Source organism: Lactococcus sp. KTH0-1S (assembly GCF_052544945.1).
Genome location: NZ_CP195165.1, coordinates 2,230,013 through 2,253,492, shown reverse-complemented (window position 1 = coordinate 2,253,492; position 23,480 = coordinate 2,230,013). Strand labels below are relative to the sequence as shown.

Here is a 23,480-nt window from a genome sequence, read left to right as displayed (position 1 = left end):
GGAGAAAAACATGACAAACGAACTAACCCCAAAATTCAACCCGACAGAGGTTGAAGCAGGACGCTACGAAAAATGGCTTGAAGCTGATGTTTTCAAACCTTCTGGAAATCCCGATGCAGAGCCTTATAGCATCGTTATTCCACCACCAAATGTGACCGGAAAACTCCACTTGGGTCATGCTTGGGATACAACTTTGCAAGACATCATCATCCGTCAAAAACGGATGCAAGGTTTTGATACGCTTTGGTTGCCAGGAATGGACCATGCGGGGATTGCCACTCAGGCAAAAGTTGCTGCCCGCCTTGCTGAAGATGGTATTTTACCACAAGACCTTGGACGTGAAAAATTCCTTGATAAAGTTTGGGAGTGGAAAGATGAATATGCCACAACAATAAAGGAACAATGGGGTAAAATGGGAATCTCAGTGGATTATTCTCGTGAACGTTTTACTCTTGATGAAGGCCTTTCACAAGCGGTTCGTAAAGTTTTTGTTCAACTTTACAATAAAGGTTGGATTTACCGTGGTGAAAAACTCATCAACTGGGATCCAAAAGCGATGACTGCTTTGTCAGACATTGAAGTCATTCACAAAGAAATTGATGGGGCTTTTTACCACATCACTTACCAAATTGAAGGAAGTGATGAGTTTGTTGAAATCGCCACAACACGTCCAGAAACTTTCCTTGGTGATACAGCTGTTATCGTCAATGAAAAAGATGAACGCTATAAACATTTAGTGGGCAAAAATGTTATCCTCCCAATCATTAATCGGGTCATTCCGATTTTGACAGACGACCATGCTGATATGGAAAAAGGAACTGGGGTTGTAAAAATTACGCCTGCGCATGACCCTAATGACTTTGAAGTTGCGATGCGTCATGATTTGCCAATGATTAACATGATGAACAATGACGGAACCATCAATGAAAATGGTGGAAAATATGAAGGACTTGACCGTTTTGAAGCCCGCAAACAAATTGTTGCTGACCTCAAGGAATTGGGCCAATTGCTTGATATAAAACCAGTCCGCCATGAAGTTGGGCACTCAGAGCGAACAGGAGTGGTTGTTGAACCACGTTTGTCAACACAATGGTTTGTCAAAATGGACGAATTAGCTAAGAATGCGATTGCTCATCAACGAAAAGAAGATGGAACGGATGATGTGGTCGCTTTCTATCCACCGCGTTTTGGTGATGCTTACTTGCAATGGATGGAAAATGTTCATGATTGGGTTATTTCACGTCAACTTTGGTGGGGGCATCAAATTCCAGCTTGGTATAATGAAGCGGGTGAAATGTATGTTGGTGAAGAAGCACCTGAGGGAGAAGGTTGGACACAAGATGCCGATGTACTTGATACTTGGTTTAGTTCAGCTTTGTGGCCTTTTAGCACGATGGGTTGGCCGGATGAAAATGCAGAAGACTTCAAACGCTACTATCCAACATCAACTTTAGTAACCGGTTATGATATTATTCCTTTCTGGGTTTCACGTATGATTTTTCAAGGTTTGGAATTTACAGGTAAATCACCATTTAAACGTGCTTTAATTCATGGTTTGATTCGTGACGAAGAAGGACGTAAAATGTCTAAATCGCTTGGTAACGGAATTGACCCAATGGATGTGATTGAAAAATATGGAACAGATGCACTCCGTTGGTTCCTATCAAATGGTTCTGCACCAGGACAAGATGTGCGTTTTTCTTATGATAAAATGGATGCCGCTTGGAATTTCATCAATAAAATTTGGAATGTTTCACGTTATATTTTGATGAATTCAGAAGATGTCAGCGCTGATGCTGTTTCTTCGGCTTTGACAAAAGTTGCAAATAAAACTGCTGGTAATGTCACTGACCGTTGGATTTTGACACGTTTGAATGATACTGTTGAGCGCGTGACTGAACAAATGGATAAATTTGAATTTGGTGTTGCTGGTCATATTCTTTACAATTTCATTTGGGATGAGTTCGCCAACTGGTATTTGGAATTAACAAAAGAAGTTATGTTTGGTGAGGATGAAGCTGAAAAAGACATTACACGTGCAGTATTGCTCCATGTTTTAGATCAAGTTTTACGTCTATTACACCCAATTATGCCTTTCTTCACTGAAGAAATCTTCGAAAAATTACCAAACACTTCTGGTTCAATTGTTGTTGCCGAATATCCAAAAGTACGTCCAGAATTTAATGACGACAAGGCAAGCGAAGGTGTGGCGATGTTAATCGAATTAATTACAGCCGTTCGTAATATTCGTGCTGAGGTTAATACTCCATTGTCTAAGCAAGTGCCAATCTTCATCAAGTCTGAACAAGCTGAATTTTTGAACTCTGTTGCTCCTTATATCACACGTTTTGCTAACCCGTCAGAGCTTGTTATTGCAGAAGAAGTCGTGCTTGATGAGCAAGCGATGACTGCTGTTATCACAGGGGCTGAGCTCTTCTTACCACTCAAAGGTCTGATTAACATCGAAGAAGAAATTGCTCGACTTGAAAAAGAACTTGCTAAATGGCAAAAAGAGTTAGATTTAGTGAATAAAAAATTGGGTAACGAACGTTTTGTTGCGAATGCTAAAGCAGAAGTTGTTCAAAAAGAAAAAGATAAATTAGCCGATTATCAAGAAAAATTCGATACTGTGAAAGCTCGTATTGCAGAATTGAAAGAAAACTAATCATAAATAAAATCAAAAAAATAAGAAAGATAGCAAATTTTCTACTTGTTTTTTATGTAGATTGATACTTTGACCTAAAATAAATAGTAGAAAAAACCAGAAATCAGCTGTTTTACTGACCGATTGTTCACCGTATTTTTGAAAAATTAGAAAAAGTGCGCAGAAATTTATAAATAATTAAACAAAAATTACTGACAGAATTTCCTGTCAGTAATTTTTATCTCTAAGCTTTGCTGATTTCTTTTTTATAAAGATTTCCCCAAGCTGCCATCGTATCATGGATGGGCTTGAGGGTTCTTCCAAGGTCTGTCAGTGAGTATTCAACACGAGGAGGTACTTCTGCATAGACTTCACGATGAACCAGCCCGCTTTCTTCGAGGGCACGTAAATGTTGGGTCAAAACTTTTTGTGAAATATGTCCAACTGAACGTTGAAGTTCGCCAAAGCGCATGGTTCGCTCTAATAAATCACGGACAATGAGCATTTTCCAACGGTCACCCATCAAAACAAGTGCTGTTTCAACAGGACAATCTGGAAGTTCAGAAATTTTTTTCATTTTTTTTATTACCTCAAATCGTTGATATTATACAATAGTATCTAAAAGGGGTGTATCTAACTTTCAAGTGCTTACTTTACATGGTGGTAGTACAATGATATTATACACTTAGGTAGTCAAAAAAGCAAGCTACTTTAAAATATAAAAAATAATAAATAAATGGAGGATTTAACATGAAATATTTAGTAACAGGTGCAACAGGTGGATACGGTACTTATGCACTCGGATTTTTGAAAGAATTGGTTCCAATTTCTGATATTGTGGTTTTGGCTCGCACAGAAGAAAAAGCAGCTCCACTCAAAGCGGCAGGGTTCGATGTACGTTTGGCAGATTATTCAGATTTAACTGCTTTAGAACAAGCATTTACAGGAATTGACCGTTTGCTTTTTGTTTCAGGAGCGCCGGGAAATCGTCAAGCTGAGCATCAAAATGTGGTTGATGCAGCCAAAAGTGCTGGAATTTCTTATATTGCTTATACAAGTTTTCCTCAAGCAGAAAGGGCAACAAGTGACTTAGCTGCTGACCACATCTATACTGAAAAGGCGATTGAAAAATCAGGAATTGCCCACACATTTTTACGTAATAACTGGTACTTTGAAAATGAAATGCCAATTATTGCTGCTGCACTTTCAACTGGAAAATTTGTTTACAATGCACCAACAGGTAAAGTGGGCTGGGCTTTGAAACGCGAATATGCAGAAGTTGGAGCAAAAGCACTTGCTGGAGCAGATTTTCCAGAAGTTTTGGAGCTTTCAGGAAAAATATTGACTTACGCCGAACTTGCTCAAGCACTAAAAGCAGTTTCTGATAAGGAATTTGAAGTAGTCGCTGCTGATGACAAAGCTTTTGTCAGTCATTTAGTTGAAACTGGACTTCCAGATTTTGTAGCGGAACTTTTCCTCGGCTTCCAAAAAGATATTGAAGCAAAAGATTTAGATGTGGAATCTAAAGATTTTGAAAAAGCCTTGGGACATTCACTGACAGATACAAAAGAAGCTTTGAAAGAACTTTTGGCATAATAAAAAAATTACTGACAGACCTGTCAGTAATTTTTATTTGAGTCTATAAGATAATTTCTCAACAAATTCATAAGCAGCTGGACAATAAAGTGTATTTTTTATCGTTAAATTATTGATTTGATAAATCTTTTTACGGTCAGTATGGGGAAATTCGCGACAAGCTTTAGGACGAACTTCGTAAATGCTACAGAGATTGTCAGAACCAAGAAACGGACAAGGCATGGTTTGAAAAACTTTGTCACCATCTTCGTCAGTTCGGAGATATGCGGCTTCAAAGTCACTCACTTTCATTTTTAAATGTTTGGCGACGCGTTCAATATCGGCCTCTGTCCAAAGAGGACCTAAGGTTTTGCAACAATTAGCACATTTGGTGCAATCAATTTCTAAAAAAACCTCTTCATGAACTTCTTTAACGATTTTATCTAATTGCTTTGGTGGTTTTTTGGCAAGGCCAGCTAAAAATTTCTTATGTGTCTTTTGTTTTTGTTGGGCCAGATTTTTATAACGGTCAAGGTCAATTTCAAATGTATATTTCATCATTAATATTTTAGCAAAAATTTACATGAAAGACTGATTTGTCAGTCGTCAAAGAGATTTGACACCCTCAAAAGTGTTAGGACTTATCTTATCAGTAAATTTTTTGATGACAATAAATATTCATTGAAATCTTAAACTAAATTTTGATACAAAAAGCTGTCTCAGAGCTGGAAAAGTTTCACAGATAGAAAGCTAAACAAATAAGCGCTTACATAACCTTTAGTATTGTTAAAAAGCCGAAAAAGTGATAAAATGAACTAGAAAATTCGAAGATAAAACAATGCAAAAGTTGTCGTTCTTCAATAGCTAAATTCTCGTAAAAAACGAGAAATTGAAAGGAATTAAAATGGCTCATATTAAATTTGACTATTCAAAACTCACTCCATTTGTAGCTGAAAATGAATTAGACGAAATCCAATGGCAAATCGACGGGGCAGCTAAATTGCTCCACGAAGGAAAAGGTGCTGGGAGCGATTATATCGGATGGCTTGACCTTCCTGAAGATTACGACAAAGAAGAATTTGCTCGTATTCAAAAAGCAGCTAAAAAAATTCAATCTGATTCAGAAGTTCTTATTGTTATCGGTATCGGTGGTTCATACCTCGGTGCACGTGCAGCAATTGACTTTTTGAGCAACAGCTTTGTTAACTTGCAAACTGCCGAAGAACGTAAAGCACCACGTATTCTTTATGCTGGTAACTCAATTTCTTCATCATACTTGGCTGACCTTGTAGATTACGTTGCTGACAAAGATTTCTCTGTAAATGTAATCTCTAAATCAGGTACAACAACAGAACCAGCGATTGCTTTCCGTGTCTTCGAAGAAATGTTAGTTAAAAAGTACGGTCGTGAAGAAGCAAACAAACGTATTTACGCAACCACTGATAAAGAAAAAGGTGCTGTAAAAGTTAATGCTGACGCAAACAACTGGGAAACTTTCGTTGTTCCAGATTCAGTTGGTGGACGCTTCTCAGTATTGACAGCTGTTGGACTTTTGCCAATTGCAGCTTCAGGTGCTGATATCACAGCTTTGATGGAAGGTGCTAACGCTGCGCGTAAAGAATACACTTCTACAAATGTTCATGAAAATGATGCTTACGCCTATGCTGCACTTCGCAATATCCTTTACCGTAAAGGTAAGTTCTCAGAAATCTTGATCAATTACGAACCAAGCCTTCAATATTTCTCAGAATGGTGGAAACAATTGGCTGGTGAATCAGAAGGGAAAGACCAAAAAGGAATTTACCCAACTTCAGCTAACTTCTCAACAGACCTTCACTCATTAGGACAATGGATTCAAGAAGGAACACGTACTGTTTTTGAAACAGCAATCCGTATTGAAAAACCACGTAAAAACATCAACATTCCAGAACTTGACGCTGACCTTGATGGACTTGGATACTTGCAAGGTAAAGATGTTGACTTCGTTAACAAAAAAGCAGCTGACGGCGTGCTTCTTGCTCACACTGACGGAAATGTTCCAAACATGATCGTGACATTGCCTGAACAAGACGAATTCACACTTGGATATGCAATTTACTTCTTTGAACTTGCTATCGGTGTTTCTGGTTACTTGAACGGAATTAACCCATTCAACCAACCAGGTGTTGAAGCTTACAAGAAAAATATGTTCGCTCTTCTTGGTAAACCAGGATTTGAAGAACTCAGCAAAGAATTGAATGACCGCCTTTAATCTTTGATTAAAAGTGTCATAAAAATCACTGACAAGATTTCTGTCAGTGATTTTTTGTATCCATTTCTTACTGACAAATCCTGTAAGTAAAATTATTATTTAAGTGGCTTAATATCAGGGCGAAGTTCTACTGTAAGCCCGACATTACTTGCATAAACCCAAGAATTTTTATCAAAATTCACAAAATTCTTAGTTTGTCCTGTTAAAATGACCCCCGAAAATTTAGCTGATTTAAGAGTAGGATATTTTTTAACTTGTTTAAGTGCATCTTTACTTGGGCTAAAGTCGTTAATTGTGATTTGGTTCTTTTTCGCAATAGCAGCTACTGACTTTTTAAAATCTTGATAAGTAGTATTGTCTAATTTTCCAGTGAGCTGTGAATTATTACCATTTTCAGCATAATTGCTATTACTCATCAAGCCAAACCAGTTTGTTTGTCCAGCAGCATCAAGAGATTTCGAATCATTGTAACCAATCCAATACCAATTAATTAAAAGATTTTCGGGAATCATTTTTTGGATTTCGTTGTAACTATAAGCTTTATCAAAGGTGACAGCAACTTCCGCCACGTGGTTTGAAAGTTGTGAAATTTTGTCTGCATCATGGGTAGGCAGAATTCGATTATAATCTTTAGATTTGTAGTTGGCATTTGTAGAGAAAAAACTAGCAATTTTTTGATTAGTTGTTTGGGTAAAATAGGCATTTGAATTTACTGACGGACTCAAGGTATTAAGACTTAATCCCCCAACATTCGAAACATTAAAGGAAAAATTATAAGATTCCCAGGGCACATGATAACCATCAATATCTTTATAAGTATCTGAATGAAGATTAGAACTAAACACGCCATAATCATCGATAATCTGATTATTATAAGCAACATTTGGGGCGGAAGCGGTGAAAATAGCGGTAGAGTAATCAAAAGTTTTAAAGAAATTTTTTTCCATGATAGCAGAGTTCACTCGCCAACCAATAACTATAAATGCTGAAAATACAGTCAAAGCAATCCAAGTAGTTAACCCCCAACGTTTTATTTTTGTTTTTAGGGCAAAATTATGAAAATCTTTGTTGAGATTAGAAATAGATTCAGTTGTTTGAAGTTTGTGCCGTGTTTTATTGATCGCAAAAATAAACAGACGAATCAGTCCGAAAAATAAAGTGAGAGCTAAGACAAAGTAAGGGAAAATTAAGAAAGTACGCATTTTTAAATCCTTTCATGAGACGATTAGAGGAGCCACTGGTCATAACCAGCTTTTTCAAGTTGTTTTTTAAGCTTTTTTCGAGCTCGATAAAGGTCGATTTTGATTTTACTTAAACTACATTCAAAATATTCTGCAAGCTGTTTAGTTGAACAATTTTCATAATAGTATGCATTTAAAAGCTCTTTATAATAAGGGGAAAGTTGTTCAATGATTTTTGGAAGTGGGCTAGACTCAACTAAAAAAGCTGCTGTTTCCAATTCTTTTTCCAAATTTTTAATAATTTTTTGATAATGTTTACTCCGATTATAACTATTAATATAAGTTCGGATAGATGTTCGATACATAAAAGCCCGTAATTTGTCAGGTTCAATGAAAATATCCAGACTTAAAATTTTAACCAGAGTATCCTGTACGGCATCTTCGGCATCGACCAACTGACTTCCACGAGAGATAAGGTATTTAGTGATTTCTATCGCATAATCATTGACGTCATTTTCATATTCTTTTAAATTCACCATTTCCTCCCCTCTTATATATATATAACAAATCAAATTAAGTTTGGTTACAGTTTATTTTAACAAAAATTGATATAAGTAGAAGAATTATTTTGATAAAGCTGTAATTCATCTAGTTTTAGAAGTATAAATATGCTACAATTATAGATAAATTAATAAATTTAGAAAATTTAAAAGAATTTAAGGAATAATATGAAAGAGTTTTGGAATTTAGACAAAAATTTGCAACTCCGTTTAGGAATTGTTTTTTTAGGTGCCTTTTCATATGGCACCGTTTTTTCTTCAATGACCATTTATTATAATCAACATTTGGGAAGTGCAATTACAGGGATTTTGCTTGCCTTATCTGCAGTAGCCACTTTTGTCGCAGGAATTCTTGCAGGTTTTTTTGCTGACCGAAATGGTCGAAAACCAGTGATGGTTTTTGGGACAGTGATTCAACTTTTGGGAGCTCTTTTAGCCATTGCCTCAAACTTACCAGGTCACGTGAATCCTTGGTCAACTTTTATTGCTTTTTTGCTGATTAGTTTTGGTTATAATCTTGTGATTACTGCAGGAAATGCCATGATTATTGATGCATCAAATGCTGAAAATCGTAAAGTTGTTTTTATGTTGGATTATTGGGCGCAAAACTTGTCAGTTATTTTAGGAGCAGCATTAGGTGCTTGGCTTTTTAGACCAGCATTTGAAGCACTTTTAGTGATATTACTTTTAACTGTCTTAGTCTCATTTTTCTTAACCACTTTTGTAATGACTGAGACTTTTAGACCGATTGTAAAGACCAAAGAGGAAGCAGAAAATATTTTTCAGGCCTATAAGACAGTGCTACAAGATAAAACTTACATGATTTTTATGGGTGCTAATATTGCGACCACTTTTATTATCATGCAATTTGATAATTTTTTGCCTGTTCATTTATCAAATAGTTTTAAAACAATCACTTTTTTTGGTTTTGAAATCTATGGACAACGGATGCTTACGATTTATTTGATTTTAGCTTGTGTTTTAGTGGTCCTATTAATGACCACCCTAAATCGATTGACCAAGGACTGGTCACACCAAAAAGGATTTATTTGGGGGAGTTTATTTATGGCAATTGGGATGATTTTTTCATTTTTGACAACGACGTTTACTCCTATTTTCATTGCCGGTATTGTTTATACTTTAGGTGAAATTGTTTATACACCAAGTGTTCAAACTTTAGGTGCAGATTTGATGAATCCAGAAAAAATTGGTTCTTACAATGGCGTTGCCGCAATTAAGATGCCGATTGCCTCCATTCTTGCCGGTTTACTTGTTTCTATTTCACCAATGATTAAAGCAACAGGAGTTTCTTTAGTCTTAGCATTGACTGAAGTTCTAGCGATTATTTTAGTGCTTATTGCTGTAAATAGACACCAGAAAACAAAAATTAATTAAAAAAATGACTTCTAAAAAAAAGAATTTATCTTGAAAAGGAGTCAAGATAGATTTTTTATTGAAAAAAAACAGAAAGAAATAAAATGAAAGATTTTTTTGGATTACATCCGACACTTAAAATTCGTTTAATCATGAATTTTTTTGGGACGCTTTGCTTTAGTACAGTGGGTGGCTCAATGACAATCTACTACAATAAATATATGGGTGCAGGAATCACGGGATTACTTTTAGTCATTAGTTCAGTTATGGTTTTCTTGGTTGGACTTTATGCTGGTCATTTGTCCGACGTTCAGGGACGAAGACCTGTGATGATTTTCTCAACTGCTATTACTGGTTTTGGTGGAGCTTTAGCAACATTTGCAAACTCATCTTTTTACTTCAATCCTTGGGTTACTTTTTTAGGATTTCTTATTATTAATTTTGGTTTTGGCTTTTTTAACACCGCAAGTCAAGCGATGATTGTAGATTTGACAACAAGTGAAAATCGGCGAGTCGTCTATAGTATTCAATACTGGATTATCAACTTTGCAATCATGATTGGTTCAGGACTTTCAGGTTGGTTTTTCCGAGATTATTTGGTTTGGTTACTTTTGGCTATCACAATTGAAGAAATCGTTAGTTGTTTGGTTGTGATTTTTTGGATTGATGAATCCTTCAATCCAGATACTCAGCAGCATAAGCAAGAATCAAACATTATTAAAGCCTATTTCACAGTTGCTAAAGACCATATTTTCATGTATTATTTATTTGCTTCGGTCTTTATTGCGATGATTTTTAATCAAATTGACTATTATCTTCCAGTCCATTTGAGTGATAGTTTTAGAACAGCAAGGATTTTTGGAATTGAAGTTTATGGACAACGGATGCTGACAATTTTCCTAATGGTCAATACCTTAGTCATCGTATTATTTATGGGGAGAGTCAACAAACTAACCAAAAACTGGTCACGAAGTAGTGGAATATCGATTGGAATTATTTTGCAAGGTTTGGGCTTCATGATTGCATTTCTTGGTCGTGATTTAACTTGGGAACTGGTTGCAGCATTGGTAGCAACAATCGGTGAAATGATTTTGGTTCCATTTTCACAGGCTCTGCGGGCCGATTTAATGGATGGAGACCAAGTGGGAACTTATACAGGAGCTTTTTCAGTGACTCAGCCTATCGCTTCGGTCTTGTCAGGAATCCTTGTGTCCCTCTCAAGTCTTTATGGAAATATTGGAATGACCATCTTCATGTTTTTCATTATTGTATTAGGTGTGCTCCCTTCACTACGAGCAATTCGGATGCATGAAAGTCATTCATGAGTTAAATATAGGCAAAAATAAGTTTCAAAAGTTAGAATGAAATTCTGATTTGAGAAACTTATTTTTGTCAGTAAAATAATAAGAAAATTTTTACTGACAGAACCTTTAAACCAAGGCTTACAGGGAGATTCGGCTCTCCATTTGAAATTTTGTGATATAATTATTTTCATGAGAGTAGTATCAGGAAATTATGGCGGAAGACCGCTGAAAACATTGGCAGGAAAAACAACAAGACCAACCACCGATAAAGTTAAAGGAGCCATTTTTAATATGATTGGCCCTTATTTTGAAGGGGGACGTGTTCTTGATTTATTTGCAGGCTCAGGCAGTTTGGCAATTGAAGCCATTTCAAGAGGAATGGATCATGCCCTTCTTGTCGAAAAAGACAGAGCAGCTCAACAAGTCATTTTGGAAAATATCAAGATGACCAAAGAGCCTGAAAAATTTCAATTATTAAAAATGTCAGCAGAACGAGTCTTATCAAACGTGTCAGAGACTTTTGATTTAGTCCTCTTAGACCCACCTTATGCTAAAGAACAAATTGTTGAAAACTTAGAACTTTTGCAAGACAAAAAACGACTGACAGAAAATGTAATTGTCGTCTGTGAAACAGACAAGGAAGTTGAACTCCCTAACCAAATTGGGAAATTAGAGCTGACCAGACAAAAAACTTACGGAATTTCTAAAATTTCAATTTATGAATTTTGACTTTTACTGACAGAAATTCTGTCAGTAAATTAAGAAAGAAAAAAGTAATGACAGAAAAAATTGGACTCTTTACAGGAACTTTTGACCCACTGACAAATGGTCATTTAGACGTTATCAAACGTGCCAGTCAACATTTTGATCAACTTTATGTTGGAATTTTTAAAAATGACCAAAAAAATCCACTTTTTCCAACTGATAAACGAGTGGAAATGCTAGAAGAAGCACTGACAAGTCTGTCAGTAACTCATAAAGTCAAAGTCATCAAACATGAACGTGATTTGACAGTGAATATCGCAAAAAAACTTGGCGTGACAGCTCTGGTTCGTTCTTTGCGTAATAGCCAAGATTTAGAATATGAAAAAAATATGTTCTATTTTAATATGGAGATGACAGGCATTGAAACCATCTTTTTCTTAGCAAAACCAGAACTTGAACCATTAAATTCCACACGGATGCGAGAATTACAGGCCTTTGGTCAAGATGTCAGTGCTTGGGTTCCAGAAAATGTGAGTCGTGAATTAAGGAAATTAGATGAAAAAAAATAAAAAAATTAATCCCAAATTAAAATGGGGAATCTCGATTGGTCTAATTGTTGTTGCCCTTTTAGCTTTATTTTATCCAACAAGTTACTATGTGGAAATGCCCGGAACAACCGAACCCTTAGGGAAAATGGTCAAAGTTGAAGGCAAAAAAGATGAACATAAAGGTGATTTTTTTCTGACGACTGTCCAAATTGCACGAGCAAATCTTGCTACAATGATTTACAGCCATTTTAATAGTTTTACAAGCATTTACAGTGAGCAAGAAATGACTGGTGGACTTAACGACGCACAGTTCAACCGTGTCAACCAGTTTTACATGGAAACGGCACAGAATACAGCGATTTATCAAGCTTTTAAATTAGCTAATAAACCTTATGAACTTAAATATGAAGGCGTTTATGTCCTTGATATTGCCAAAAATTCGACCTTTAAAAATAAGCTAGAACTTGCAGATACGATTACAGCAGTCAATGGTCAACAGTTTACATCAAGTGCCGACATGATTACTTATGTTTCCAAACAAAAAGTCGGTGATTCAGTAACGATTGAATACACGAGAATTGACGGCACAAAGCACAAGTCAACTGGCAAATACATCAAAATTGCTAACGGAAAAACAGGAATTGGGATTAGCCTAGTTGATCATACTGAAGTCGTGACGACTCCGAAAGTTACTGTCAACGCGGGTTCAATCGGTGGTCCCTCTGCGGGGATGATGTTTACACTAGAAATTTACAGTCAGTTGACAGGAAAAGATTTGCGAAACGGTCGCGAAATTGCTGGAACTGGGACGATTGAACACGACGGAAGCATTGGTCAAATCGGCGGTGTTGATAAAAAAGTAGCCACAGCGAGTAAAGAAGGGGCAAAAGTCTTCTTAGTGCCTGATTCAGGCACCAAAAAGGAAAGTAGCAACAATTACCTTGGAGCCAAAGCCGCCGCTAAAAAACTAAAAACGAAGATGAAAATCGTTCCCGTCAAGACTATTCAGGACGCTTTAGATTATTTAGAAAAATAAAAACTACTGACAGCTTTTCTGTCAGTAGTTTTTTCATCGGATATTTTTGGAATATATGACAAAAGATAAATAAAATAAATTTTTTTATAAAAAGTTTAGAATTGGGGTTTTGAAAGTAAAAACTGGAGATAGAGTAATAAAAATAAAGAAGAAAAAAAGAGAGCCAATATAGTAACAACGTGGGTTTTCTCATGAACTTAACAATTAATAGAGTTTTGGCATATATTCCAAATAAAATTTATACTATCAATAATTTTGATAAAATAACAGATACCAATTGAATCAAAATTGGTATCTGTCTATATTAAAAGGAGATTTATTATGCAAAAAGAACTTAAAGAACAATCAACCAAACCAGAGCTTTTGGCAATGCTTAAAAACGTATTGGAAAATAGTTCAATGGCTAAGGGAGATGGATGGGCTGCTAGCAAATAAAATTTGATAGCAGAATTGGCGACGTTTAGTCGCCTTTTTTTGAGTAATATTTAGAAAGGATGTTAATATGTACGTTTTATCAGATGAATTATTATTTAGAGTTGAGAAAAACGGCGGAATTTTAATAAATAAAAATAATTTTAGCAGATTAGAATTGTCAGAAAGTGAGTCTATTTTTTTATCTTTAGTAAAAGAAATGGGAAAAGAAAAAGCATTTAACGAATACATAAAATATTTTAATGCTGATTCTCTAACAAAAATTTTACGAGAAAAAATTTATAAAAAAGGAGAGATAGAAGAAAAAGAGGTATCTTCTTTCTCAATTATTAATAAAATACAAAGTAAGATTAAAGAGCTGAAAAAATTAAATCAAATGAGTTTTCCGCTAGAGTTAGTGATTTATCCTAGTATGTATTGCAATCTTCATTGTGGCTTTTGCTTTCTTGCAAACAGAGAAGACGAAAATGTTCATCTTGCAGATGATTGGAAAAAGATTTTAAGTCAAGCAAAAGAAAATGGAATTTTATCATTTTCTATATTAGGTGGGGAGCCAACGAAATATAAAGACATAGATAATCTTTTAAAAATTATTGATTCATTGAAAGTAGTGACAACAATAACAACAAATGGTCAAGAGATAAAAAAATCAACAATAGATATTATTTGTTAATCTGATTATATTACCCCAGTTATATCTCTTGAATCAATAGATGATTTTAAAAATTTTGAACTCATGGGTACAAGGGCAAAAAGAGGAATAGAATTAATAAAGCTTTTTCATGAAAGAAAAAAGAAAGTCAGATTAAATACGGTTTATTCTAATCAAAGTGAAGAGGATATTATGGAGCTCTTGAAGTTTGCGATTAAAAACGAAATTGACCGTTTTTCTATTGCGGACTACTCCGAAGTGACTGGTTTTACAAAAATAACAAAAATATACAATATATCAGACCTGAGAAAATTAGAAGAAAAAGTTAGAAGATATCTACTAGATAATAAAATAGATAATTTCAATTTTTCAGTTGAAGGATGTTTTTATTTTACGGCTTTTCCAGAGTTAATTGAGGAGGGAAAAAATCTATCGGAATTTGAAAATATGTATTTTGGTTGTAGAGCGAAGCATACGAAAATGGAGATTTTATCTAACGGGGATGTCTTACCTTGTATTGCATTTTTAGGTGAAAAGCATACTTCCAATGCTTTTCATCAAACATTGGCTGAAATATGGAAAAACGATTCAAATTATACAGAAGTTAGAGAATTTAAAACAGAAAATAAAGATTGTTTAAAGTGCTCAATGTTAAGAATTTGCGAGGGGGGATGCTATCCCAAATTACAAAGAACATTAAATCCTAACTTTACGAAAGATAAAACTTGTCAGCTATGAAAATCATAATCAAATATAAACAACTTTTTCTATTTAAACTCTTTTTGTCCCTCCTTCCCTATTTTTTTATTAGCATATTAATTATGAATGCTTTGGGTTATAGATATTCTGAGATTATGATTATTAGTGCAATGACGCAAATAATAGGAGTGATTTTAAATCTACCGCTAGGTATTTATGCTGAACAAAAAAATAGAAAAAAAGTATTATTACTTAATAATATTTTGTCAATTATTGCTTTTACCCTATTTTTATTTGAAAAATTTTATTTAGCAATCTTAGCAGCGGTCATACTTGGGATATCAGAAGCTCTATCTTCTGGAGTAATGCAAACTTTTTCTTATGAACAATTTCCAGATGATGTTACATATCGCAAATATCTTGAAGGCAGCAGTTCAATACAATATCTTGCAATATCAGTGATGACAATTATCACACCAGCCATACTACATTTCAATCGTTTTTTACCAATCATAATATCAGTAGCATTTATTGTTTTTTCAACCATTTTTTTATGTTTTATAAAATTAGAAAAAAGAGAAGAAAAACAAGAAGAAAAAATAACTATTAATATAAGGACATTACGAAAGGGATTAAAAGTATCGTCTAAGCTAAACTTATTCATTTTATTAGGAATAACTGTCACAACACTCATCATGTCTGTCAATAGTTGGAGTAGTATTTTATTGAAATATCATTATTTTCCACTTAAGTATTTAGGGCTTGTTTTGTTTACTTTTAATGTATGTATGGCAATTGGGAGTCGAATAAAGTGGAAAAAATTATCGATAGTTATGCTATTACCATTAATATCAATTCTTTTATTTTTTACAAAATCGGTATTTACTACTATTGTTTTATTTTCTATTTTTAGATTAATAAATGGTGGCTATAATAACTTTTTCATTGGGGAATTTAATAAACTAATAAAAAATAATCGAGTAGTTTTCTGGTCAATATATGATACATTTTTATCTCTGTTTTTTATTTTTGCTGATTTATCAAGCGGTCTAATTGCCCAAAATTTAACTGTAGAATTTATTTATTTAATATTTGGTCTGATTTCCTTACTTATTCTCCTAATTTATCTTTTAGCTAGAAAAAATATTTATTTTAGAAAAATAAAAAACTACTGACAGAAAAGCTGTCAGTAGTTTTTTTATCTAGTTTACAAGCTAAAAGCAAAGTTGTATAATAATTTCAAATAATTTAATAAATTTGGAATATATGACAAAGGGAAAATGAAATGGAAAAAAATTTAAAAACCGGAATAATAATTGCTTTTATCAGAGAAACGAAGCATCTGAAATTAAAAGAAATGACTGGTGGCGATTTTTCAGAATCTCAGCTCGCAAAATTTGAAAAAGGAGAAACAGAGATTACGGTGGGTAAACTATTTACCGTTTTAGAAAACTCAAATGTCTATTTAGATGAATTTCAAAACCTTTATAACGAATATGAACAATCAGATGAATACAACTACCGTCACGAGTTGGCTGTGGCTTATGCGCAAAAAAATATCAAAGTAATAAAGGAAATTCAAAATTTTTGGGAAGAAAAATGCCAACAGAAACCTGATAATAAATTTTATCAGATTAATAAAATAGTGGTTAAAATCAACTTAGCAATGGCAAAAGGTTCTACTGTTTTTAAGGAAGATACTGACTTTTTGATGAACTACCTTGAATCTATCAGCGAATGGGGACGCTATGAACTATGGATTTTTGGGAATTGTCTTCGACATTTTGATGATAATGCTTTAGAGTATTATGGAATGCAAATTTTAGGAAAAGCAAATTATTATCACTCAATTCATCTCAATCAGCAGATCGTAATAAGAACATTTTTAAATCTTATTGATACTTGGTTACGTCGAGAAAATTTGATGCAAGCTTTTAAATATATCAATCACTTAAATGAAATAGGAATAAGTATCAATTTTTTCTATGAAAAAATTATTTTAAAATATCATGAAGCTCATTATAAAGTATTGCAAAAACAAAACGGAGCGATTGAAGAAATGAAAAAACACGCGCAAACCTTGGGAGATTACGGTTACTCAGTAGAAGCAAAAGCTCTTTTTGAAGAAATTGAAAAATTATAATCCTTTGACATTAATTTATATTCTATTAAAAAAGCGCCCAGATAAATTTATATGGGCGTTTTAATTACTTTCATCAATAGATTATTAGTATTGGTCTAACAAGAGTTGTTTAATCTCATCAATTCTTGGTTGACGAGGATTAGCAGGAGTACATTGATCATCATAAACAAGGTCAGCCAATTTATCAAGTTCACGTTCAAGGTGAGCTTTATCGACACCATTTCCTGAAAGGGTGATATTAATATCAATGCTATCAGTCAGTTTCTTAAGTTCAGCAACCAGAGCTTGCACAGCTTTTTCATCTGAATCATCTTTATCAGCAAATCCCATGAAGCGTGAAATTTCAGCGTAGTCCTCTTGAGCACGATATGTTTCATAACGTGGGTAAGGGGTACGTTTAACGTTTCCTGTTACAGCGTTAAATTTAATGACATGTGGCATAGCAATGGCGATGGCAAGACCATGAGGAAGTCCAAATTCACCACCAATTTTATGAGCAAGTGAGTGGTTAATTCCAAGGAAAGCATTAGCGAAGGCCATACCAGCGAGTGTTGCAGCATTGTGCATGTTTTCGCGGGCTTTTTGCCCTTCTTTAGTTGGATGCGCTGGGTCATAATGATAAGACTCAGTCAAGTTTTCAAAGATAAGTTTGATCGCTTGAAGTGAAATTGGTTTTGTATAGTCAGAGGACATAACAGAAACGTAAGATTCAAGCGCGTGTGACATCGCATCAATACCAGACCAAGAAACAGTACGTTTTGGTACAGTCATAACAAACTCAGGGTCAACAATGGCAACTTGTGGTGTTAATTGGTAGTCAGCAAGTGGGTACTTAACATGAGTTTCATCATCAGTGATAACTGCAAATGGAGTCACTTCAGAACCAGTACCAGAAGTAGTAGGAATTGCAACCATTTGTGCTTTATGTGGATGGTAGAATTTAATAATACGTTTACGAATATCGACAAATTTTTGAGCTAATTCTTGGAAAAGTTCTTTCAAACTTGCATCATCAGAAAGGTCAGCTTCACCACGAGCATCATATTCATAAATCAAACGACCAATCTTACCAGCATCGAGAGCAGAACCACCACCAAGACAGATGACAGTGTCAGGTTCAAATTGTTTCATTTGACGAGCGATTGCAATTGCTTCGCTCAAAGTTGGGTCAGGTTGAACAGAACCATAAATGCTTGTTTCAACTTGAGTTGGGCGGATAGCAAGTTGTTCCAAAACTTTATCAACGAAACCAAATTTAACCATACCAGGGTCAGCAACGATGAAAGCTTTGTGGACGTGTGGCAATTCTTGTAAGTAAGAAATTGCATTTTTTTCGTAGTAAATTTCTTTTGGCAAACGAACCCATTGTGGGCGATTACGACGTTTAGCCACTGTTTTAACATTCAATAGATCGTATGTACTCAAATTGTGTGAAAGTGAATTTTTCCCCCATGAACCAGTTCCAAGTGTAAGTGATGGACGCATTGCATCAGTATAGATATCTCCGACCCCACCAATAGAATCTGGTTGGTTAACGAGGATACGAGAAGCTTCAACTTTTTCGCCATATTCTTTAACGAATGGATCATCCATTGCACCGATTTGAATTGCAGCATTATGTCCAGCACCTTGATAAGCAAGTAAGTTACGTACAATCTCAATTCCTTCTTCACGTGTTTCAGCTTTGTAGATTGAAAGTAAAGGAGAAAGTTTTTCAGAAGAAAGTGCTTCACCAATATTCTTCTTATCAAGTTCAAAAAGAAGGACATCTTTATCTTTAGGAACTTTGACACCAGCTTGTTCAGCGATCCATTGACCAGAACGACCGGCAACAGGACCAGTTACTCCAAAACCTTCACCAGCACGTTCAACAAAAACGAAACTTTCAATAGCTTTGTAGTCTTTTTTTGGAACCATATAAGCGCCTTGTTCTTGCATTTTAGCAATAAATTCATCATAAACTGAAGCATCAATAACAGCTGAATTTTCAGTGGCACAAATCATCCCATTATCAAAACGTTTTGAAAGCAAAAGATCTTCAACAGCACGTTCGATATTTGCAGTAGCATCGACATAAACAGCACCATTACCAGCTCCAACACCAAGTGAAGGGTTACCAGATTTGAGTGCGGCGTTTACCATTCCTGGGCCACCAGTTGCAAGGATTGTTGCAAGTCCACGGTTTTGAATCAAGGCGGTAGTCATGTCAAGGCTTGGTACTTCAATCCATTGAATGAAGTCTTCCGGTGCACCAGCTTCAATTGCAGCATCGTAAACGATTTTTGCTGCATGGCTTGAACATTTTTGAGCTTGTGGGTGGAAAGCGAAAACAATAGCATTACGTGTTTTTGCAGTCAATAAAGATTTAAAGATTGCTGTTGATGTTGGATTAGTTGTTGGAACGATACCAGCAAGTACACCGAGAGGGCTTGCGATTTCAACAGATCCAGCAACCTTGTTTTCAGAAATGACACCAACGGTTTTGTCATTTTTAATTGCGTTATAAACAGATTCAGAAGCAAAGTGGTTTTTGGTATCTTTGTCTTCGACAACACCACGACCAGTTTCGTTAACGGCTTCATGAGCGAGTTCTAGAGAATGTTTGCTTGCTGCAAGAGCCATTGCAGCGACAATAGTATCGACTTGAGTTTGTGTATATCCTTCAAATTTAAGAACAGCAGCTTGTGCTTTTTTGACTAATTTGTCAGTATAAGCAACAGCTTCTTGGAATTTTGCGGCTTTTTCTTCAGCGCTTAACACTTTCTTTGCAGCTGGAGCGGCTTTTTTAGTTGCCATATTTGTAGGTTCTCCTTTGTGATTTCATTCACTTTCTTTTACGTGAATAGTTTAACAAAGTTTTTTATAGATGTCAAGCAATATTGTGATAATTTTTACAAAAATGCTCATCGAAAGTTTAGAAAACGGTTTATAACAAGCTTTATTGAAGAAAAAAAGATTGCCAATTCTTTGAGAGGAATTAGCAATCTTTTCTAGTTTATCAGTCGAACTTTGTGAAAAAATAAATTTTTATAGTGGTAAAACGCAAGTGATTTCAGGAGCGTAAAAATCTTTTTGTTCCAAAGTTAAAGTACCGGTTTTTTTATCTCGTAAGAAAAGAGATAGATTATCAGATTCTTGATGAGCGACAATGATATAATTTTCAGTTTTGTTGAAATTAAAATCACGAGGGATACGACCTTCAGTATTTGTCCAGCCAATCGTTTCAAGTTTTGTACCGAGAGGACTTACTTTGTAAGTTGTCAAAGAATCATGTCCGCGATTAGAAGTATAGAGGAATTTACCGTCAGATGAAATACGGATGGCAGCAACACCATTTGCTCCATGATAACCTTCAGGTAGGGTGCTAATTGTTTGAAGACGAGCAAAACGTCCTTTTTCTTCATTATAACTTAAAACTTCGATTGTTGAATTTAACTCTCCAACTAAATAAGCGATTTTACCATTTGGATGGAAAGTAATATGACGAGCACCCATTCCTTTTTCTGCACGATAAATTGTAGCGATATTGAGCTTACCTTCACCAATGACATCATAAACAGTGACCTCATCTGTTCCCAAATCACAGGTGACAAGGCGTCCGTCAGGAGTTAAATCAGAATAATGAACGTGTGAGCTAGCTTGTTCAGGACGTGGTCCAGAACCAGTATGTTTAACTGTATCCATTAATCGGAGTGAGCCATTAGCTTGAATCTTATAAACACGAACTTCTCCAAGATGATAGTTCGCTCCGTAAACTAATTGGCGCGCTTCGTCCACGGCAACATAGCAGAGTGGAGCTCCCGTGGTTGTGACATTTCCGAGATGAGTGGCAGTTTCGCCATCAAAATCAAAGGCGGCGATTCCTCCACCATTACTATCTGCTGCGCAAGTATAGAGGTGTCCCTTTTCATCGAGAGTGATATAAGTGGGGTTTTGAACCGCAGCGACTTCATTTAATGATGATAATTCAGCAGCTTTAGTGTCCAAAAGAACACTATAAACGCCTTTAGATACACGTTTTGTATAGCCGCCTAAAAGGATTTTTTCTTTCATATTTCTCTCCTCACAAACTAATTTATTTACTATAATTATTTTATCACAAAAAAAGCGGTTTCAGCAAAAATATTAATTTTTTTCTTAGAAAAAAGTTTGAAAACTTACTCTTTTAGTGATTATAGAGTCTAAATTAACAATTAGATTTGTCAGACAATAGGAGTGGCTAGAAAAATAGATTTACTGAACAATAGAAGCATGAATAGATACTTGCAAAAATAGGTCAAACAATGTATAATGATAGAGTTGCTATGCAACCATCTCGCATTTCGTCTCGACAAAGTCGTAGTGTACGCAAGTATTGCGGCTGCGGATGACAGATGAAAGAGGAAAAACTATTTTAAAAGGAGACATTAACATGTCAGTTATTTCAATGAAACAACTTCTTGAAGCTGGTGTTCACTTCGGTCACCAAACTCGTCGTTGGAACCCGAAAATGAAACCATACATCTTCACAGAACGTAATGGTATCCACGTTATCGACCTTCAAAAAACTGTAAAACTTGTTGACGATGCTTACAACTATGTAAAAAACGCTTCACAAGAAGGTGCAGTAGTTCTTTTTGTTGGTACTAAAAAACAAGCTGCAGAAGCAGTTAAAGAAGAAGCTCTCCGCGCTGGTCAATACTACGTAAACCACCGTTGGTTGGGTGGTATGCTCACTAACTGGAACACTATCCAAACACGTGTGACACGCCTTAAAGAAATCAACAAAATGGAAGAAGAAGGAACTTTCGAAGTTTTACCTAAGAAAGAAGTAGTTCTTCTTAACAAAGAACGCGAACGCCTTGAAAAATTCATCGGTGGTATCGCTGATATGCCTCGTATTCCAGATGTTATCTACATCGTTGACCCACATGCTGAACAAATCGCAGTTAAAGAAGCTAAAACTTTGGGAATCCCAGTTGTAGCAATGGTTGACACAAACGCAGATCCAGAACCAATCGACGTAGTTATCCCTGCAAATGATGATGCTATCCGTGCTGTTAAATTGATTACAGCTAAAATGGCAGACGCTATCATTGAAGGACGTCAAGGTGAAGATGCAGCGGAAGATTTCGTAGCAGAAGAAGCAGCTTCAGAAGAATCACTTGAAGAACTTGCTGAAATCGTTGAAGGTAAATAATTTTAACTTCAACTTATACTAATTAAGTAACTACAACAGGCGAGGCCTTACGCCTCACCTGTTTTTTTAAATAAAACTACTGTCAATACTGACAGAAAAAAACACATAGGAGATTTACAAAATGGCAGTAACAGCAGCTCAAGTAAAAGAATTACGTGAAAAAACTGGTGCAGGAATCATGGACGCTAAACGCGCTCTTGTTGAAACTGACGGAAATATGGAAGCAGCAGCAGAACTTCTTCGTGAAAAAGGGATTGCGAAAGCAGCTAAAAAAGCTGATCGTGTAGCCGCTGAAGGACTTACAGGAATTGCCGTAAACGGAAATGTTGCAGCGATTGTTGAATTGAACTCAGAAACAGACTTCGTAGCTAAAAATGATCAATTTGTTGCCTTGGTTAAAGAAACAGCAGAACTTATTGCGTCTAAAAAACCAGCAACTAACGAAGAAGCATTGGCACTTGAAACAGCTTCAGGGATTACTCTTGAAGCAGAACTTGTTCAAGCGACTGCTACAATCGGAGAAAAAATCACTTTCCGTCGTTTTGCAGTAATTGAAAAAACTGATGCTCAACACTTTGGAGCTTACCAACATAACGGTGGTAAAATTGGGGTTGTTTCTGTCGTTGAAGGTGCAGATGAAACACTTGCTAAGCAAGTATCAATGCATATTGCTGCAATGAACCCTACTGTTCTTTCAGCTGATGAACTTGATTCAGAATTTGTTAAAGCTGAATTAGCACAAATGAACCACAAGATTGATGAAGACAACGCTAGCCGTGTACTTGTTAACAAACCAGAACTTCCACACCATGAATTTGGTTCTAAGAGCCAATTGACAGAAGAAGTTCTTGCAGCAGCGAAATCTTCATTTGAAGAAGAACTTAAAGCTGAAGGAAAACCAGAAAAAATCTGGGACAAAATTCTTCCAGGTAAAATGGCTAAATTCATCGTTGACAATACAAAAGTTGACCAACAATTTGCTCTTCTTGCACAACTTTACATCATGGATGACAGCAAAACAGTCGAAGCTTTCCTTGAATCAAAAGGAGCTAAAGCAATTGCATTCATACGTTTTGAAGTTGGTGAAGGAATTGAAAAAGCTGAAACAGACTTTGCAGCAGAAGTTGAAGCGGCAAAAGCAGGCCTTTAATTTAATTAAAAAGCAGCCTCTGGAGGTTGCTTTTTTTATTTTGAAAA

The 23,480-nt window shown here is 35.4% G+C and carries 21 protein-coding genes; 15 read left to right on the top strand and 6 right to left on the bottom strand.

Going from position 1 to position 23,480, the window contains the following annotated elements; translation table 11 throughout:
* Positions 1–10: 10 nt before the first annotated feature.
* A complete protein-coding gene (locus tag ACRYLU_RS11090) occupies positions 11–2,665 on the top strand; it encodes a valine--tRNA ligase (protein ID WP_118263640.1) in 2,655 nt (884 codons plus the stop codon).
* A 223-nt stretch (positions 2,666–2,888) separates the two neighbouring features.
* On the opposite strand, the gene ACRYLU_RS11085 is transcribed toward ACRYLU_RS11090, so the two are convergent.
* Positions 2,889–3,221 carry a winged helix-turn-helix transcriptional regulator gene (locus ACRYLU_RS11085; RefSeq protein ID WP_038602439.1) on the bottom strand — a complete coding sequence of 111 codons (333 nt, stop codon included), beginning with the start codon at positions 3,219–3,221 and terminating at the stop codon, positions 2,889–2,891.
* 173 nt (positions 3,222–3,394) lie between these two features.
* Between ACRYLU_RS11085 and ACRYLU_RS11080 the strand changes: the two genes are divergently transcribed.
* Positions 3,395–4,240, top strand: a complete 846-nt coding sequence (locus ACRYLU_RS11080; RefSeq protein WP_058206112.1) for an NAD(P)H-binding protein — start codon at positions 3,395–3,397, stop codon at positions 4,238–4,240.
* Between the two features lie 33 nt (positions 4,241–4,273).
* Here ACRYLU_RS11080 and ACRYLU_RS11075 read toward each other — a convergent pair whose 3' ends face one another.
* Positions 4,274–4,780 (bottom strand): YkgJ family cysteine cluster protein, encoded by a 507-nt coding sequence (locus ACRYLU_RS11075; RefSeq protein WP_021467077.1) that lies wholly within the window; start codon positions 4,778–4,780, stop codon positions 4,274–4,276.
* A gap of 343 nt (positions 4,781–5,123) precedes the next feature.
* Between ACRYLU_RS11075 and ACRYLU_RS11070 the strand changes: the two genes are divergently transcribed.
* The gene (locus tag ACRYLU_RS11070; RefSeq protein WP_010906353.1) at positions 5,124–6,470 is read left to right on the top strand and encodes a glucose-6-phosphate isomerase; all 1,347 of its coding nucleotides are present in this window, start codon (positions 5,124–5,126) and stop codon (positions 6,468–6,470) included.
* A gap of 95 nt (positions 6,471–6,565) precedes the next feature.
* On the opposite strand, the gene ACRYLU_RS11065 is transcribed toward ACRYLU_RS11070, so the two are convergent.
* Together ACRYLU_RS11065 and ACRYLU_RS11060 are read right to left on the bottom strand one after the other, a co-directional pair.
* Positions 6,566–7,672 (bottom strand): anti sigma factor C-terminal domain-containing protein, encoded by a 1,107-nt coding sequence (locus tag ACRYLU_RS11065; protein ID WP_445080994.1) that lies wholly within the window; start codon positions 7,670–7,672, stop codon positions 6,566–6,568.
* A 23-nt stretch (positions 7,673–7,695) separates the two neighbouring features.
* A complete protein-coding gene (locus ACRYLU_RS11060; protein WP_058206114.1) occupies positions 7,696–8,190 on the bottom strand; it encodes an RNA polymerase sigma factor in 495 nt (164 codons plus the stop codon).
* A 189-nt stretch (positions 8,191–8,379) separates the two neighbouring features.
* Here ACRYLU_RS11060 and lmrP point away from each other — a divergent pair, with 189 nt between their 5' ends.
* The 10 genes from lmrP (at position 8,380) to ACRYLU_RS11010 (ending at position 17,104) form a co-directional block, all read left to right on the top strand.
* Positions 8,380–9,606 carry a multidrug efflux MFS transporter LmrP gene (gene lmrP, locus ACRYLU_RS11055; protein ID WP_445080993.1) on the top strand — a complete coding sequence of 409 codons (1,227 nt, stop codon included), beginning with the start codon at positions 8,380–8,382 and terminating at the stop codon, positions 9,604–9,606.
* 83 nt (positions 9,607–9,689) lie between these two features.
* Positions 9,690–10,910, top strand: a complete 1,221-nt coding sequence (locus ACRYLU_RS11050) for an MDR family MFS transporter (protein ID WP_445080992.1) — start codon at positions 9,690–9,692, stop codon at positions 10,908–10,910.
* A 168-nt stretch (positions 10,911–11,078) separates the two neighbouring features.
* Positions 11,079–11,618 (top strand): 16S rRNA (guanine(966)-N(2))-methyltransferase RsmD, encoded by a 540-nt coding sequence (gene rsmD / locus ACRYLU_RS11045; protein ID WP_195363016.1) that lies wholly within the window; start codon positions 11,079–11,081, stop codon positions 11,616–11,618.
* Positions 11,619–11,665: 47 nt separating this feature from the next.
* Positions 11,666–12,163, top strand: a complete 498-nt coding sequence (gene coaD, locus ACRYLU_RS11040) for a pantetheine-phosphate adenylyltransferase (protein ID WP_445080991.1) — start codon at positions 11,666–11,668, stop codon at positions 12,161–12,163.
* Positions 12,150–13,178 (top strand): SepM family pheromone-processing serine protease, encoded by a 1,029-nt coding sequence (locus ACRYLU_RS11035; RefSeq protein ID WP_445080990.1) that lies wholly within the window; start codon positions 12,150–12,152, stop codon positions 13,176–13,178. Before coaD ends, ACRYLU_RS11035 begins: the two co-directional genes overlap by 14 nt.
* 321 nt (positions 13,179–13,499) lie before the next feature.
* Entirely contained in the window at positions 13,500–13,613 is a 114-nt protein-coding gene (locus ACRYLU_RS11030; RefSeq protein WP_011836076.1) for a KxxxW-cyclized peptide pheromone, read from the top strand.
* 67 nt (positions 13,614–13,680) lie between these two features.
* On the top strand, positions 13,681–14,283 hold the full coding sequence (locus ACRYLU_RS11025) for a radical SAM protein (protein ID WP_445080989.1): 603 nt from the start codon (positions 13,681–13,683) through the stop codon (positions 14,281–14,283).
* A 63-nt stretch (positions 14,284–14,346) separates the two neighbouring features.
* On the top strand, positions 14,347–15,000 hold the full coding sequence (locus tag ACRYLU_RS11020; protein WP_445080988.1) for an SPASM domain-containing protein: 654 nt from the start codon (positions 14,347–14,349) through the stop codon (positions 14,998–15,000).
* A complete protein-coding gene (locus tag ACRYLU_RS11015) occupies positions 14,997–16,136 on the top strand; it encodes an MFS transporter (protein ID WP_012898644.1) in 1,140 nt (379 codons plus the stop codon). Before ACRYLU_RS11020 ends, ACRYLU_RS11015 begins: the two co-directional genes overlap by 4 nt.
* A gap of 110 nt (positions 16,137–16,246) precedes the next feature.
* Positions 16,247–17,104: an Rgg/GadR/MutR family transcriptional regulator gene (locus ACRYLU_RS11010; protein WP_058203259.1), complete on the top strand. Its 858-nt coding sequence runs from the start codon at positions 16,247–16,249 to the stop codon at positions 17,102–17,104.
* An 84-nt stretch (positions 17,105–17,188) separates the two neighbouring features.
* Here the strand turns inward: ACRYLU_RS11010 and adhE are convergent, their stop codons facing one another.
* On the bottom strand, positions 17,189–19,900 hold the full coding sequence (adhE, locus tag ACRYLU_RS11005; RefSeq protein WP_445080987.1) for a bifunctional acetaldehyde-CoA/alcohol dehydrogenase: 2,712 nt from the start codon (positions 19,898–19,900) through the stop codon (positions 17,189–17,191).
* Positions 19,901–20,131: 231 nt separating this feature from the next.
* Positions 20,132–21,157 (bottom strand): lactonase family protein, encoded by a 1,026-nt coding sequence (locus ACRYLU_RS11000; RefSeq protein ID WP_038602411.1) that lies wholly within the window; start codon positions 21,155–21,157, stop codon positions 20,132–20,134.
* Positions 21,158–21,515: 358 nt separating this feature from the next.
* On the opposite strand from ACRYLU_RS11000, the gene rpsB reads away from it, so the two are divergent.
* The gene (gene rpsB, locus ACRYLU_RS10995) at positions 21,516–22,283 is read left to right on the top strand and encodes a 30S ribosomal protein S2 (RefSeq protein WP_038602408.1); all 768 of its coding nucleotides are present in this window, start codon (positions 21,516–21,518) and stop codon (positions 22,281–22,283) included.
* 121 nt (positions 22,284–22,404) lie between these two features.
* The gene (tsf, locus tag ACRYLU_RS10990; RefSeq protein WP_445080986.1) at positions 22,405–23,433 is read left to right on the top strand and encodes a translation elongation factor Ts; all 1,029 of its coding nucleotides are present in this window, start codon (positions 22,405–22,407) and stop codon (positions 23,431–23,433) included.
* The last annotated feature ends 47 nt before the right edge of the window (positions 23,434–23,480 follow it).

Excerpts from the sequence above, each read along its gene's own strand:
- ACRYLU_RS11030 (WP_011836076.1), top strand. The coding sequence starts at position 13,500 with ATGCAAAAAGAACTTAAAGAACAATCAACCAAACCAGAGCTTTTGGCA.
- tsf (WP_445080986.1), top strand. The coding sequence starts at position 22,405 with ATGGCAGTAACAGCAGCTCAAGTAAAAGAATTACGTGAAAAAACTGGT.
- ACRYLU_RS11085 (WP_038602439.1), bottom strand. The coding sequence starts at position 3,221 with ATGAAAAAAATTTCTGAACTTCCAGATTGTCCTGTTGAAACAGCACTT.
- ACRYLU_RS11070 (WP_010906353.1), top strand. The coding sequence starts at position 5,124 with ATGGCTCATATTAAATTTGACTATTCAAAACTCACTCCATTTGTAGCT.
- rsmD (WP_195363016.1), top strand. The coding sequence starts at position 11,079 with ATGAGAGTAGTATCAGGAAATTATGGCGGAAGACCGCTGAAAACATTG.
- ACRYLU_RS11035 (WP_445080990.1), top strand. The coding sequence starts at position 12,150 with ATGAAAAAAAATAAAAAAATTAATCCCAAATTAAAATGGGGAATCTCG.
- ACRYLU_RS11060 (WP_058206114.1), bottom strand. The coding sequence starts at position 8,190 with ATGGTGAATTTAAAAGAATATGAAAATGACGTCAATGATTATGCGATA.
- ACRYLU_RS11075 (WP_021467077.1), bottom strand. The coding sequence starts at position 4,780 with ATGATGAAATATACATTTGAAATTGACCTTGACCGTTATAAAAATCTG.
- ACRYLU_RS11000 (WP_038602411.1), bottom strand. The coding sequence starts at position 21,157 with ATGAAAGAAAAAATCCTTTTAGGCGGCTATACAAAACGTGTATCTAAA.
- ACRYLU_RS11050 (WP_445080992.1), top strand. The coding sequence starts at position 9,690 with ATGAAAGATTTTTTTGGATTACATCCGACACTTAAAATTCGTTTAATC.
- lmrP (WP_445080993.1), top strand. The coding sequence starts at position 8,380 with ATGAAAGAGTTTTGGAATTTAGACAAAAATTTGCAACTCCGTTTAGGA.
- ACRYLU_RS11090 (WP_118263640.1), top strand. The coding sequence starts at position 11 with ATGACAAACGAACTAACCCCAAAATTCAACCCGACAGAGGTTGAAGCA.
- coaD (WP_445080991.1), top strand. The coding sequence starts at position 11,666 with ATGACAGAAAAAATTGGACTCTTTACAGGAACTTTTGACCCACTGACA.
- rpsB (WP_038602408.1), top strand. The coding sequence starts at position 21,516 with ATGTCAGTTATTTCAATGAAACAACTTCTTGAAGCTGGTGTTCACTTC.
- ACRYLU_RS11020 (WP_445080988.1), top strand. The coding sequence starts at position 14,347 with ATGGGTACAAGGGCAAAAAGAGGAATAGAATTAATAAAGCTTTTTCAT.
- ACRYLU_RS11015 (WP_012898644.1), top strand. The coding sequence starts at position 14,997 with ATGAAAATCATAATCAAATATAAACAACTTTTTCTATTTAAACTCTTT.
- adhE (WP_445080987.1), bottom strand. The coding sequence starts at position 19,900 with ATGGCAACTAAAAAAGCCGCTCCAGCTGCAAAGAAAGTGTTAAGCGCT.
- ACRYLU_RS11025 (WP_445080989.1), top strand. The coding sequence starts at position 13,681 with ATGTACGTTTTATCAGATGAATTATTATTTAGAGTTGAGAAAAACGGC.
- ACRYLU_RS11065 (WP_445080994.1), bottom strand. The coding sequence starts at position 7,672 with ATGCGTACTTTCTTAATTTTCCCTTACTTTGTCTTAGCTCTCACTTTA.
- ACRYLU_RS11080 (WP_058206112.1), top strand. The coding sequence starts at position 3,395 with ATGAAATATTTAGTAACAGGTGCAACAGGTGGATACGGTACTTATGCA.
- ACRYLU_RS11010 (WP_058203259.1), top strand. The coding sequence starts at position 16,247 with ATGGAAAAAAATTTAAAAACCGGAATAATAATTGCTTTTATCAGAGAA.